This window comes from Kutzneria buriramensis, from assembly GCF_003387475.1.
GTDB lineage: Bacteria > Actinomycetota > Actinomycetes > Mycobacteriales > Pseudonocardiaceae > Kutzneria > Kutzneria buriramensis.
Genome location: NZ_QUNO01000016.1, coordinates 12,325 through 25,100, shown reverse-complemented (window position 1 = coordinate 25,100; position 12,776 = coordinate 12,325). Strand labels below are relative to the sequence as shown.

Sequence of the window (12,776 nt, the reverse complement as noted above, 5' to 3'; positions counted from 1 at the left end):
CCTCCCGGCCGCCTACCGCTTCAACGCAGCGATGAGACGGTCGATCGAGGTGCCCAGGTTCCACCGCTTCTTCAACGCCATCAACCGGTCCACGTCGGCGGCGCCGGCCGGCACCGCATCGGGACGGTCCAGCACGACCGGGGCGTCCACGGCCACCCGCACGACTGTCGGCGCGGCGGCGAGGTAGTCGGCGGCCTCGGACAGCTTGGTACGGACGCGAGCGGTGAGCCGCCGGTCCCGGCCGTCGTAGACGGCGGCGATCACGGCGTCCAGGGAGCCGAAGTCGGTGATCAGCTTGGCGGCGGTCTTCTCGCCGATGCCGGCCACGCCGGGCAGGCCGTCGGACGGATCCCCGCGCAGCACGGCCATGTCGGCGTAGGCGTCGCCGGCGAACTCCGCGGGCAGGGCGTACTTCACGGCGAGCTCGGCGGGGCCGATGATCTCGACCTTGTTCCACCCCCGGCCGACATACATCACGGTGACGGGAGTCGGCGTGTGCCGGACGAGTTGGAACAGGTCCCGGTCGCCGGTGACGACCTCGACCGGATCGACCTTCTCGGCATGCGCCAGCGCGCCGATGACGTCGTCGGCCTCGTAGCCGGTGGCCTCGGCGGTGGCCAGCCCGGCGGCGTCGAGCAGGTCGAGGATGATCGGCACCTGCGGGCTGAGCGCGTCGGGCACCTCCTCCTCGGACCCGTCGCCGCCCTCGACCACCCGGTGCGCCTTGTACGACGGCAGCGCGGCGACCCGGAACGCGGGCCGCCAGTCGGCGTCGAGGCAGGCGACCAGCCGGGACGGCTTCCGGTCGACCAGGATGCGGGCGACCGTGTCGGCGAAGCCGCGCACGGCGTTGACCGGCTGGCCGTCGGGGGAGGTCATCGAGTCCGGCAGCGCGAAGAACGACCGGAAGTACAGGCTGGCCGAGTCGAGGAGCACCAGCGGGGCAGCGGTCATCGGACAAGTCAACCAGCTACCCCCGACAACAACGACCCGGGTCGATCACAGAGAAACCTTTGCAGAGAATCCTCTGCGATTGCTAGCGTCGAGATCATGGACGAGATCCGGCTCGACGCGAGGACGCTGCGCGCGCTGGCCCACCCGCTGCGCATCAGGCTGCTGGGCCTGCTGCGCGGGGAGGGACCGGCGACGGCCACGGGGCTGGCGCAGCGGGTGGGGGAGACGAGCGGCACGACCAGCTGGCACCTGCGGCAGCTGGCCGAGCACGGCTTCATCGAGGAGGACGCGGAGCGCGGCAACAAGCGCGAGCGCTGGTGGAAGGCGAGCTACGAGTCGACCGAGCTGCGCATGGAGGACTTCCGCGGCGACACGGAGTCGGCCGGCGCGCTGGCGGCCTACCTGTACGAGATCGCCTCCGGCGCATACCGGCGGATGACGACGTTCCTGGCGGACGACTGGTCGGATGCCTGGCGGGAGTCGTTCGTGATGTCCGACCAGGACCTGCCGTTGACGCCGGCGGAGCTCAAGGCGATGCGCACCGAACTGCACGACGTCGTGAACAAGTACCGCCGCGCGGAGCGGACCGGCGACGAGACGGTGATCGTGCAGATCCAGGGGTTCCCGTGGAAACGCCCGTGAAGGCGCCGCTGTTAGCCCTGCTCACGGGCACGACGGTGTCGCTCGCCGGCACCGCGATGACGGCACTGTCCATTCCGTGGTTCGTCCTGCACACGACCGGCAGTCCCGCGCAGACGGGCCTGGTCGCGGCGGCCGGGGTAGCTGGTCTGACGGTGTCCTCCGCGCTCAGCGGCCCGATCGTGGACCGCATCCAGCCACGCCTGGTCAGCATCGGCTCCGACCTGGTGGCGGCGGTCCTGGTCGGCCTGATCCCGACGCTGGCGCTCGCTGGCGCGCTGCCGTTGTGGGCATTGGTGCTGGTAGTGGCCCTCCAAGGCCTGACCAGGGCGCCGGGCGCCACGGCGGAGGACGCGCTGCTGCCGTCGGCGGCGAGGGTGGCCGGTGTCCCGATCGCACGGGCGTCGAGCTGGCAGGAGGGCGCGGCCCGCACCGGCCGATTCCTGGGCGGCGCTCTGGTCGGCGTGCTGATCGCGCTGCTGGGCCCGGCGCAGGTGCTGTACGTCGACTCGGCGAGCTACCTGGTGTCGGTGCTGATGACGGCCGTCTTCGTCCGCGTGCACCTCGAACGCGACGAGCCGAAGCCCTGGTCCGTCGCCGGCCACCTCACCGAGCTCCGCGAAGGGCTCAGCTACCTGCGCGGCGACGGGCTGCTGGCGGCGGTGGTGTCCATGGTGATGATCACGAACATGCTGGACGGGGCGTACACGTCGGTGTTGCTGCCGACGTTCGGCGACCGGGTCCTGCACAGCAGCGTGCTGCTGGGAGTCCTCGTCGGCACGTCCACCGCCGCCGCCCTCGCGGGCGTCATCGCCTATGGCGCGATCGGCGGCCGACTGCCCAAGTGGGGGACCTACGCGGTCGCGTTCCTGCTGGCCGGCGCGCCGAGACTGGTGGTGATGGCGGCCGCGCCGCCGCTCGCGGTGCTGGTCACCACGATCGCGGTGACGTCTTTCGCCTTCGGCGCGATCAACCCGATCCTGCTGAGCCAGCTGTTCGCCCGCGTGCCGGAGACGATGCGCGGCAGGGTGTTCGGCGTGGTGAGCGCCGGCGCGCTGGCCGGGATGCCGGTGGGGGCGCTGCTGGGCGGCGCGGTGGTGGAGCTGTTCGGGCTGACGTCGGCGCTGCTGCTGTCCGCGGCCCTGTATCTGACGGTGACGATGTGCCCGTTCGTGTTCCGGGTCTGGCGCCGGCTGGACGAGCCCGTGCCGGTGTGAGGCGAGTCGTCAGGCAACCACGTCGGGGGTGCGGTTGCCTGACGACTCGGGTTCGGGGGTGCCGATCCGCCGGTCGACGATCGTCACACGGGCGGTGCACAGCACGTCGTCCTCGCGGCGGGGCAGCGGCGCCACCAGCTGGCCCGACTCGGCCAGCTCGCGGAGCAGGCGGTCGGTGGACCGCCGGGTGCGGCGCAGGCTCAGCGGCCTCGTCACGGCCCGTGTCGGGGACGGGTGAATGATGTGGGCCCAGCAACCGAGCGCCGCCACGAAGAGGCCTGACGTCCACAAAACGAACATCATCAACTCCCTGTGGTCACTCTCTGTCTACTGGCCGGCCGACTCTCGTCGACTTGAGCCCCCAATCGGGTGACAGGTATGGAGTTAACCGGGGTTCAGCGCTAGAAACATCCGCCATCTGGACGTGTGCACCCCGGGTGACCAGAAAGTTATCCAGATCTACACGATCGGGCGGCGGGCCGGTCGAACGCATGATCCGCATGTCCGCCGGCCTCGCTAGGCTCTTGGCTCATGTCCGTCAGCGCAGCCCCGATCGACGTCGAGTCCCTCCGTGACCGCTTCCGCCGGGCCGCCGAGGCGGCCGCCGCGGCCGGCGTCGACGCCCTGCTCTTGTCCCCCGGCTCCGACCTGCGCTATCTGCTCGGCGCCGGCGGCTCGTCGTTCGAGCGGCTGACCTGTCTGGTTCTGCCGGCGGCCGGCAGCGCGGCCGAGCCCGCGCTGGTCGTGCCCAAGCTGGAGCACCCGGGCTACGCGGGCGTGCCGACCGACGAGCTCGGCGTGCACGCGGCGACGTGGGTCGACGGCGAGGACCCGTACAAGCTGGTTGCCGACCTGCTCAAGGGGCCGAAGTCGGTGAGCGTGACCGACATGATGCCGGCGCTGCACACCCTGGGGCTCCGCGATGCGCTGCCGGACGCGCGGCAGAGCCTGGCCGGCCCGGTGCTGCGCGAGTTGCGGATGCGCAAGGACGCCGGCGAGATCGAGGCGCTGCGCAAGGCCGGAGCGGCGATCGACCGCGTGCATGCGCGGATGGGCGAGTGGCTACGCCCGGGCCGCACCGAGGAGGAGGTCGGCGCGGACATCGCGGCGGCGATCGTGGAGGAGGGGCACACGGTGGCGGAGTTCGTCATCGTCGGCTCCGGCCCCAACGGCGCAAGCCCGCACCACGGCGTCTCCGACCGGGTGATCGAGGCCGGCGACGTGGTGGTGGTCGACATCGGTGGCCCCGTGCCCGAGGGCTACAACTCCGACTCCACGCGCGTGTACTCGGTGGGCGTGCCCGGATTCGACGACGTGCTCGACACGTACAAGGTCCTGAAGGACGCGCAGCAGGCGGCGGTCGACGCCGTCGAGCCGGGCGTGACCGCCGAGTCCGTGGACGCGGCGGCCCGCGACGTCATCGCCGACGCGGGTTTCGGCGAGTTCTTCGTGCACCGCACCGGCCACGGCATCGGCCTGGACGTCCACGAGGACCCGTACATCGTCAGCGGCAACGACCTGGTGCTGGAGGTCGGCATGGCGTTCAGCATCGAGCCCGGCATCTACCTACCCGGGCGCTGGGGCGCGCGCATCGAGGACATCGTCGTGGTCAGCGAGGAGGGGGCGGTCCGGCTGAACACCCGCCCCCACGACCTGGTGGTGCTGCCCTCGTGACGACGCCCCTCGAACCGATCGACCGCGCCATCCTGCGCGAGCTGACGGCCGACGGCCGGTGCAGCTTCACCGTGCTCGCGGAGCGGGTGGGGCTGAGCGTCTCGGCCGTGCACCAGCGGGTCCGGCGGCTGGAGCAGCGCGGTGTGCTCAAGGGCTACGCGGCCCGCGTCGACGGCGAGCAGGTCGGCCTGCCGCTCACGGCGTTCATCTCGCTGACGCCGATCGATCCGGCCGCGCCGGACGACTACCCGCAGCGCCTGGAGCACCTCAACGCGATCGAGGCCTGCTACTCGGTCGCCGGCGACGCCTCGTACGTGCTGAAGGTGCGGGTGGCCGGGCCGAGCGCGCTGGAGGAGCTGCTGCGCCAGATCCGCGAGCAGGCCAACGTGTCCACCCGAACGACGGTCGTGTTGTCCACGCCGTACGAGGACCGGCCGCCCGGGGTGTGACCGACAAGATCCCATCATCACTCGATGAGCGGAGTTCTTGACGTCCCGTAACGGGGACAGTGGCTGACGGGCGCGCGCCGCCCGTCTGGATGGGGGTCCAGCGGCGGTCGGCGAGGCGGCTCGGGCAGGCGTCGTGGCGATCGGTCACGGCGCCTTTTCCCGTTTTCCGGCCCGGAAGTCCGGTTCCGCTGGGCCGAAAGGCGGAGTCCGGCGGTCGAACGGGCTATTGCCGGAAATCCGTGGGAGCGCTTCCATGGGAATTCGGCTGCCCCTGCCCCGAATCGCCGACCCGTGGAGTCAACGATGATTCTCACGTCCACCCTGCAACGGAAAACCCTGTTCAGACGCACCACGGCGCTGCTTGCCACCGGTGCGCTGACGGTCCTGCTCACCGCCTTCGGCAATGCGCCCGCGCAGGGCGCCGTGCCGCCCCCGCCGTCCGGCTGGACCACCGTGTTCAGCGACGACTTCAACGGCGCCGCGGGCGCCGGCGTGAACACGTCGAACTGGATGTACAACACCGGTCCCGGCTCGAACTTCGGCACCGGCGAGATCGAGACCATGACCAGCTCCACCCAGAACGTCCATCTCGACGGCAACGGCAACCTGGACATCACCGCGATCGGCTCCGGCAGCAACTGGACCTCCGGCCGCATCCAGACGCCCTCCGCGGTGGCGGGCGCGCCCGCCGGCGGCAAGCTCGAGGTGACCGCCTCCCTGCAGCAGCCCACCGGCGGCCTCGGCTACTGGCCGGCGTTCTGGATGCTGGGTCAGGGCCAGTGGCCGGAGAACGGCGAGATCGACATCATGGAGGACGTCAACGCCCGGTCCCAGGTCGCCGGAACCATCCACTGTGGAGTGTCGCCCGGCGGCCCCTGCAACGAGGGCAACGGCATCGGCAGCGGGCTGCAGAACTGCGGCGGCTGCCAGTCCGGCTTCCACACGTACACGATGATCCTGGACCGCACCAACACGTCCAACGAGTCGATCACGTTCTACCTCGACGGCAACGCGTACTTCACCGTCACCGAGGGCCAGGTCGGCACCAGCACCTGGCAGCAGGCCTACGACCACAACCTGACCATCCTGTTCGACCTGGCGATGGGCGGCGCCTTCCCGAACGGCGTGTGCGGCTGCACCACGCCGACCGGCGCGACCACCTCCGGCGGCACGATGACCGTCCAGTACGTGGCGGCCTACACCACCAACGGCGGTGGCGGTAACCCGCCTCCGCCCGGCGGCGGCGCGATCACCGGCATCGCCGGCCTCTGCGTCGACGACCGCTCGGCCAGCACCGCCAACGGCAACCCGATCCAGATCTACACCTGCAACGGCACCAACGCGCAGCAGTGGACCTTCGTGCAGGCCGGCACCACGCTGCACGTGCTGGGCAAGTGCATGGACATCACCAGCGGCGGCACCGCCAACGGAACGCTGGTCCAGCTGTACGACTGCAACAACACCGCGGCCCAGGTGTGGATACCGCAGTCCAACGGCTCGCTGTACAACCCGCAGTCGAACAAGTGCCTGGACGACCCGGCGTCATCCACGACACCGGGCACCCAGCTGCAGATCTGGGACTGCAACGGCGGCGCCAACCAGAGTTGGCATCTGCCGTAGTCCGCTGACGGGCGGCCGTTAGCCGGCGGCCGCCCGTTCCAGCAAGCCGACGGCGCCTTCGATGGCGTCCTCGAACGGCCGGGTGTCATTGGCGGCGCGCGCCAGCACGTAGCCGCCCTGGAGGACCGCCATCAGCGTGTCGGCGAGGCGCACGTCCAGGTCGCCCTCGGCCAGGACGTCCCGCAGCCGGCCGCGCAGCCACTCGAAGTGCCCGGCGACGGGGGAGCGGAGATCGTCGGAGCCGACGATCTCCGGATCCTGCGCGAGCACGCCCATCGGGCAGCCGCGCAGGATCTCCCGTTCGCGGCGCAGCCAGGCCTCGATGCGCTCGTACGGCGTGCCGGGCGCGGACAGCTCCCGCTCGGCGACGGCCGTCATCTCCTCGTTGTTGCGCTCGATGGCGGCCAGTGCGAGGTCCTGCTTGCCGGCGAAGTGGTGGTACATGCTGCCCTGGCCGGCGTCCGCGCGCTGCTGGATGGCCTTGGGGCTGGTGCCGGTGTAGCCGCGCTCCCGGAGCAGCTCGCGGGTGCTCTCGACCAGCCGGTCGCGGGTGGACATGCCTGAACTGTACCTACCGCTAGGTACGTACAGTAGTACTATGACTTCAGTGAGGACTGAATTCAAGCCCCTTCGGACAAAGTGCCACCAAGAACTCCACGACGGCCGGTAGAACAAGATCCATGTCTGAACTGGGGTTGCTTTCCGATCAGTCCGCGGTGCGCCGGCTGGAGCTGGGTGAGCTGCGGCTGACGTACGTGGTGGACGGCGCGATGGTGATGGACACCGCCGGCTTCTTCCCATCGGTGCCGGGGGAGTACTGGCGCGAGCATCCGGACCTGGTCGACGCGGCCGGCCGGATCGCGATGTCCGCGGGCGGGCTGCTGGTCGAGCGAGACGGACGCAAGCTGTTGATCGACGCCGGCCTCGGTCCGTACACCGGGCCGCTGGGGGTGGGGGAGAAGCCGTTCGGGGCGGCGGACTGCGGCTCGATGCCGGCGATGCTGGCCGAGCTCGGCGTCGACCCGGGGGAGGTGGAGGCCGTCGCGTACACGCACCTGCACGTGGACCACGTCGGCTGGGCGTTCAAGGACGGCGCCAAGTTCTTCCCGAACGCGCGTTACCTGGTGGGGGTGGAGGAGTGGGCCCCGCACGAGCACGGCATCGCCGTGCCGGGCGTGCTCGTGGACCACACGGTCGTGCCGATGCGCGGCAACCACGAGCTGATCCGCGAGGGGGAGGAGGTGTGGCCGGGTGTGCACGCCATCGTGACGCCTGGCCACACGCCGGGGCACGCGTCGTTCATCGTCGAGTCCGGCGGCGACCGGATCATCGCGTTCGGGGACGTCTTCCACGCGCCGGTGCAGATCACGTACCCGGCGTGGGGGTCGGCGCCGGACATCGACGCCGACGGCGTGCTGGCGGCCCGACAGCGGCTGGTGGGGGAGCTGAGCCGGCCGGGCACCCTCGGCTTCGGCGCGCACTTCGGCGACCAGGCGTTCGGTCGGGTCGTGAGGGACGAGGCCGGGGCGGCGGTGTGGGAGCCGGTGCCGGCGGAATTCGTGCGGGCGGCGCCCCGCGCTCTCTAGTTGGATAGTATCACTATAGCTTCAGTGATGACTAAATACAGTGCTCTCACGAGACAAAGACAACTACAAACCCTCGACGCCGAAGGCGGCGAAGGCCTCGGTGTCGAGGAGCCGCACGCTGCGGTCCGGCCCGCGTTCCACCCAGGCGTGGTCGACGGCGTGCTGGAGGAGGGCGGCGGGCAGCGAGCCGCCGAGGTGCTCGCGGCGTTCCGTCCAGTCCAGGCATTCCTTGAGCAGCGGGCGGCGGCCGCCGGGCAGCTTGATCTCCAGGTCGTCGAGGACCCGGTGGCCCTTGGCGGTGAGGGCGAGGCCGCTGCCGGTGTCGATCAGGCCGGCGGTGAGCATGCCGTTGCGCAGGGCCACGCCGAGCCGGCCGGCGAGGTGGTCGTAGCAGGTCCGGGCGTACGCGAGGCGTTCCGCGCGCTTGGAGCCACGCAGGCTGCTGGGGCGGGGGACCGGCTTGTCGGCGAGTTCGGTGAGCTGCTCGATGAGCTCGGCGACGCGGGCGTCGGTGAGGCGCACGTACCGGTGCCGGCCTTGCCGGACCGTCTCCACGAAGCCGGCCGCGGCGAGCTTGCCGACCTGTTCGGTGGCGGACGGCGCGGTGACGCCGACTTCCTTGCCGAGCTCGCCGACGGTCCAGGCGCGGCCGTCGATCAGGGCCATGCACATCGCGGCGCGGGTGGGGTCGGCGAAGACGGCAGCGACTTCGGCCAGAGCGTTCATGTCCCGAGGCTAGGCCGTGCACGTTTCGGCGGCCGCCGAAACGTCAGGTAGTGGGCAGGGCCAGCTGGACGGAGCCGTGGCCGTCGGGGACGCAGGCGGCCTGGCGTTCGGTGAGCGTGAGGAACTGGCTCATGCACTGGGCGAAGGCGGTGTAGCCGGCGGCGTTGGGGTGGAAGGTCTGTTGCAGGGCGTGGCCGTAGCGGGCCTGGTCCTGGAAGTCCTGCCAGTTGACGGTGAGGCGGGTGAACCATTCCTGGCCGCCGGCGCAGGCCTCGTGGCCGACGCCGGCGCGGGACAGGTCGAGGAAGCGGGCGCCGCCCTGTTGGGCGGCGAGGCGCATGCCGTCGTTGAGGGCGGGGACGGCACGGTCCTGGACCCAGCGGAGGTCGTCGGTGCGCAGTGGGCAGCCGCTGAGGTTCTGGAGGCTGCGCAGCATGTCGGGGGCGACCGGTGCGGCGTAGGACTGGAGGACGAGGTGGTAGGCGGTGTCGGCGTAGCCGTGTTCGATCATGACGCGGCGGACGTCTCGCAGGGCCGCCACGACCTTGGGCACCATGGCGTTGACGCGGTTCTGCCACTGGCCGTCGACCTGCTTGCCGCAGCCGGGTTTGGCGCTGGCGAAGATGGCGTCGACGCAGTTGGTGAGCAGGGCGCCGAACTGCGGGTTGTCGTTCGCGCCGACGGCCACGAGGACCGCGTCGATGCGGTACCTGCTCGCGATGGCGCCGAGTTGGGCGGCCTGGCTGGGTTCGATCGGGTGCTGGCCGTCGAGGCGGATGGCCTGGGCGTCGGCGCCGGAGCAGGCGAAGTTGAAGATCTTGGTGACGCCGGCGAGCTTGACGTGCTGGACCATGGCCTGGGGTGAGCGGTGGCACCAGTCGTTTCGGGGGCCGTCGGTGTCGGGGGTGTAGTTGCCGGCGCCCTCGCCGGACATGGTGGAGTCGCCGAGGGCGACGATGGCGTGCGGGACGTCCTCGGGTGGGCGTGGGGGCGGCACGATGCGGTTGTCGCCGGTCAGCAGGAGCAGGGCGAACACCGGGAAGGCGATCAGGATGACCGCGGCCCGGCGGAGGAAGTTCCGCATCGCTGCCAGATTCTAGGCGCGTGCCGGTCGGTCCCGGGTGGCGGGGCGGTGGCCTGGGTCTCGGGTGACCGGCACGGTTGGGACGTGGCGGGTGAGCGGCGGTGGCGGGTTGTTAGGAGACCGGTTCGTCCCACACCCGAACGGTCAGCACCACGGCGTCGTCGAGTTCTTTTGTCGGCACGAAGAAGCCGACGTGGCCGTCCGAGGTGACGAAGCAGAACTGCTGCGCGATGTTGCCGAATGCGTAGGTGGTGAGGCTGGTTCCCTTGAGGTCGATCGGGCAGTGCTTGGCCGCGTTGTCCTGGTTCGGGCCCGAGTAGTTGGCGATCTGGTTGTGGTTGGCGTTGGGGACGACGATCAGTGGTCCGGGGCTGGTGTCGATGTACAGGTCGACGGTGCCGGTCGCGCTTGGGAGGTTGTGCGTGATGGCGCCGTTGTTCTCGAGGTCGATGCCGTCGTGGAGGTTCAGCACGACGGCATTGGAATAGATCAGCCGCGGGGTGGCGGCGGTGGTCGTTGTGGGGGGATTTGAGGCGGCGGCGGTGGTCGGGTTGGTTCCGGTGGTGGCCGTGGTGGTCGTGGTGGCCGGTGTTGTCGTTGTGGTGCTGGCGTTTGCCGCCGGTGTCGCCGCTGCCCCTTGCGCGGGTAGTCGGGGCACCATGATGGTGAGCAGGACCGTTGCCGCCATCATGCAGATGATGGCGGCCCAGTTGGTTCTGTCTATGGGTTTTTTGCGTCGGGCGATCAGGATGCTGAGGCTTCCCAGCCAGGCCAGAAGGACGAGCACCGTCACGATCACGTTGAACTCGCTGCTGACGACGACCACCACGCCGCCGGCGTCGGCGACCAAGCCCATCACGGCGACGGGTGTGAGTTTGGAGCCTTTTCGCGGCGGGCGTTGTCGTGGTGTCAGCTCGGCCGGTAACCGGACGGTGGGCGTCTCGCTGCCGGGCTGTGGGGTGTTCACGGCTTGCTCCCTGCGCGCGCTGAATCGAGGCGATGGTTGGCACAATTCGGGCCGGGATGCATGGTATAGCGGGTGTGCTGGGTGCCGGCTGACGCTTGCGCTTTTCGCAGCCGATCGGGTTAGGGGAGTTACGCTCGCGGGGTGACTCGTTTTTATCGTCACCGTGACGAAAGTCGGACGGTCGTCGTTGTGCGCGGTTGTCGAACGTTTCGGCCGTCGCGGCTCCACGCGCTGATTAATTGGCGCGCGGCAAGTGATGCGTCGCCGCGTGGCTCACAGGATGTTGTCAGGAAAGAGTACCCGGATGCCGGCTAACGTTTCGACGGGCGGCGGTGTGGTGAGAATCTGACAGGTGGCGCACGTCGACGGTTGACCGTTGTCCGGTGGAACGGGTCAGCCGATTGTGATGAATGGCCTGTGCTGCCGCGACTGCGGCGGGGCCTTTCTCGCAAAAGAATGGCCCGGCCGTCCGCGCATCCACGCGGCCGGCCGGGCCATTCGTCGGGCGGGTCATTGTTGACGTGCTTGCCACCATTCGCGGCCGGCGTCGGCGAGGGTGTAGATCGGGTCGTAGTACGGGTAGTGGCGGGTCAGCGCGTCGGCGTCGTCGTGTTCGATGCCGGTGCGGTAGTTCTTGGTCCAGTAGGAGATGCCCAGCTCGCGGTCGTATTCGGAGAGCTGGTGGACCCAGCGCTTGCCGACGTAGGGGACGTCGCAGACGATGCGCGGGGTGGCGTAGCCGGGCAGGTAGCCCATGATCGCGTGCTGGAGTTCCTGCGCCTCCCAGACCGCCAGCCGCCAGTGTTCGGCGTTGGGGATCATGTCGCACATGATCCGCCAGTTCGCGCATTGGTGCCCTGACCTGGAGGAATCGGCCGGCTAGGCAACCCGCTGGGCCGACGTGGGGCCGACGGGGGTGGCGGCGTTGACGTCCAGATCCTGTGAGACGGCAGGGTCCAAGCGGGGGTGGAACAGGTTGTTGATCGCCTGTCGGGCACGCGTATGACTCGTCGGCATGAGGTGGACGTAGGTCCGCAGCGTGAAGGCCTCGGATGAGTGTCCGAGGTAGTCAGCCAATTCCTTGATGCTGACGCCCTGCGATAGGGTATGGGAGGCGAATAGGTGTCGCATGGCCTGTGTGCCGTCCTTCCGGTCGACGTAGTTCAACCCGGCCGCGGCGAAGGCCGGGCGCCAGACATCGTCGCCGAACATTGAAGCACGCCACGCGCCATTCCTTTCTGTCGTCAATAGGAGCCTGGCCGTCTCGGTCTTTTGGTTGTCGCGCTCCGCCCATGGGAGTGTGATCTTGACAGCCGGGTACTGGCCAAGGTATTCGTCGATTGACTGAAGGACTCCGTCGCCGATTGGGACGGATCGGGTCTTATGCCCCTTGGGGAGCTTGAAATAGAGGATACCGTTCCGGTAAACAAGCTGTCGCGTGCACTCGTAGACCATCTTTTTGCGGTCTATTTGGTCTGGACTGAAGGCCAGTGCCTCGCCTATGCGTAGTCCTAGCCCGGCGCATAGGCGAACAAGGATTTTATACCTGGCCGGCAATGCCTTCTCGATCCTGTGTAGCTTTTCGTCGGTCCAGGCTGGGCTTGACAGTGCCCGCTCCTCTAGCCCATTGTGCGAACAGGTGTTCGATGACGGTTCTGGGTTCGTCCGCGGCTTCCTCACGCGGGTGTCTCTGGTGCGGGTTCGTGGTGCTGGAGTGCTGGAGGTGAGTGGTGGCGGTGCCCGAGGCTCTGGCGGGCTTGGTCGCGATCCCTGGGGTGCGGACGGCGGCTCAGCTACACGAGCCGAACCTCGAGACGACAACACCCACTGAGTCACTGACGGTGCTGCCCGCGTTGACCC

At 69.4% G+C, this 12,776-nt stretch carries 13 protein-coding genes and 1 pseudogene; 6 read left to right on the top strand and 8 right to left on the bottom strand.

Going from position 1 to position 12,776, the window contains the following annotated elements; translation table 11 throughout:
• Positions 1 to 12: 12 nt before the first annotated feature.
• Positions 13 to 954, bottom strand: coding sequence for a 5'-3' exonuclease (locus BCF44_RS38675; protein WP_116179471.1), 942 nt, complete (start codon positions 952 to 954; stop codon positions 13 to 15).
• A 96-nt stretch (positions 955 to 1,050) separates the two neighbouring features.
• Between BCF44_RS38675 and BCF44_RS38670 the strand changes: the two genes are divergently transcribed.
• Both BCF44_RS38670 and BCF44_RS38665 read left to right on the top strand, forming a co-directional pair.
• A complete protein-coding gene (locus tag BCF44_RS38670) occupies positions 1,051 to 1,596 on the top strand; it encodes a winged helix-turn-helix domain-containing protein (RefSeq protein ID WP_116179470.1) in 546 nt (181 codons plus the stop codon).
• Complete coding sequence (locus tag BCF44_RS38665) at positions 1,581 to 2,810, top strand: MFS transporter (protein WP_147328788.1); 1,230 nt, start codon at positions 1,581 to 1,583, stop codon at positions 2,808 to 2,810. Before BCF44_RS38670 ends, BCF44_RS38665 begins: the two co-directional genes overlap by 16 nt.
• A 9-nt stretch (positions 2,811 to 2,819) precedes the next feature.
• On the opposite strand, the gene BCF44_RS38660 is transcribed toward BCF44_RS38665, so the two are convergent.
• Positions 2,820 to 3,026 carry a hypothetical protein gene (locus tag BCF44_RS38660; protein ID WP_147328787.1) on the bottom strand — a complete coding sequence of 69 codons (207 nt, stop codon included), beginning with the start codon at positions 3,024 to 3,026 and terminating at the stop codon, positions 2,820 to 2,822.
• A gap of 315 nt (positions 3,027 to 3,341) precedes the next feature.
• Here BCF44_RS38660 and BCF44_RS38655 point away from each other — a divergent pair, with 315 nt between their 5' ends.
• The 3 genes from BCF44_RS38655 to BCF44_RS58030 all read left to right on the top strand — a co-directional run bounded on the left by BCF44_RS38655 (position 3,342) and on the right by BCF44_RS58030 (position 6,553).
• Complete coding sequence (locus BCF44_RS38655) at positions 3,342 to 4,484, top strand: M24 family metallopeptidase (RefSeq protein ID WP_116179467.1); 1,143 nt, start codon at positions 3,342 to 3,344, stop codon at positions 4,482 to 4,484.
• The gene (locus BCF44_RS38650) at positions 4,481 to 4,933 is read left to right on the top strand and encodes an Lrp/AsnC family transcriptional regulator (protein ID WP_116179466.1); all 453 of its coding nucleotides are present in this window, start codon (positions 4,481 to 4,483) and stop codon (positions 4,931 to 4,933) included. The genes BCF44_RS38655 and BCF44_RS38650 overlap by 4 nt, the downstream gene beginning before the upstream one ends.
• 303 nt (positions 4,934 to 5,236) lie before the next feature.
• Entirely contained in the window at positions 5,237 to 6,553 is a 1,317-nt protein-coding gene (locus BCF44_RS58030) for a ricin-type beta-trefoil lectin domain protein (RefSeq protein ID WP_116179465.1), read from the top strand.
• 18 nt (positions 6,554 to 6,571) lie between these two features.
• On the opposite strand, the gene BCF44_RS38640 is transcribed toward BCF44_RS58030, so the two are convergent.
• Positions 6,572 to 7,111 (bottom strand): TetR/AcrR family transcriptional regulator, encoded by a 540-nt coding sequence (locus BCF44_RS38640; RefSeq protein WP_116179464.1) that lies wholly within the window; start codon positions 7,109 to 7,111, stop codon positions 6,572 to 6,574.
• Between the two features lie 122 nt (positions 7,112 to 7,233).
• Between BCF44_RS38640 and BCF44_RS38635 the strand changes: the two genes are divergently transcribed.
• Complete coding sequence (locus BCF44_RS38635; RefSeq protein ID WP_116179463.1) at positions 7,234 to 8,139, top strand: MBL fold metallo-hydrolase; 906 nt, start codon at positions 7,234 to 7,236, stop codon at positions 8,137 to 8,139.
• 63 nt (positions 8,140 to 8,202) lie between these two features.
• Here the strand turns inward: BCF44_RS38635 and BCF44_RS38630 are convergent, their stop codons facing one another.
• The 5 genes and pseudogenes from BCF44_RS38630 to BCF44_RS38610 all read right to left on the bottom strand — a co-directional run bounded on the left by BCF44_RS38630 (position 8,203) and on the right by BCF44_RS38610 (position 12,596).
• Positions 8,203 to 8,865 carry an ArsR/SmtB family transcription factor gene (locus BCF44_RS38630; RefSeq protein WP_116179462.1) on the bottom strand — a complete coding sequence of 221 codons (663 nt, stop codon included), beginning with the start codon at positions 8,863 to 8,865 and terminating at the stop codon, positions 8,203 to 8,205.
• 43 nt (positions 8,866 to 8,908) lie between these two features.
• Positions 8,909 to 9,949 carry a GDSL-type esterase/lipase family protein gene (locus tag BCF44_RS38625; RefSeq protein WP_116179461.1) on the bottom strand — a complete coding sequence of 347 codons (1,041 nt, stop codon included), beginning with the start codon at positions 9,947 to 9,949 and terminating at the stop codon, positions 8,909 to 8,911.
• 112 nt (positions 9,950 to 10,061) lie between these two features.
• The gene (locus BCF44_RS55985; protein ID WP_170217975.1) at positions 10,062 to 10,916 is read right to left on the bottom strand and encodes a hypothetical protein; all 855 of its coding nucleotides are present in this window, start codon (positions 10,914 to 10,916) and stop codon (positions 10,062 to 10,064) included.
• 510 nt (positions 10,917 to 11,426) lie between these two features.
• A pseudogene (locus tag BCF44_RS38615) lies at positions 11,427 to 11,747 on the bottom strand (lysine 2,3-aminomutase); the annotation flags it as partial.
• Positions 11,748 to 11,795: 48 nt separating this feature from the next.
• Positions 11,796 to 12,596 carry a tyrosine-type recombinase/integrase gene (locus BCF44_RS38610; RefSeq protein ID WP_170217974.1) on the bottom strand — a complete coding sequence of 267 codons (801 nt, stop codon included), beginning with the start codon at positions 12,594 to 12,596 and terminating at the stop codon, positions 11,796 to 11,798.
• Positions 12,597 to 12,776 lie beyond the last annotated feature (180 nt).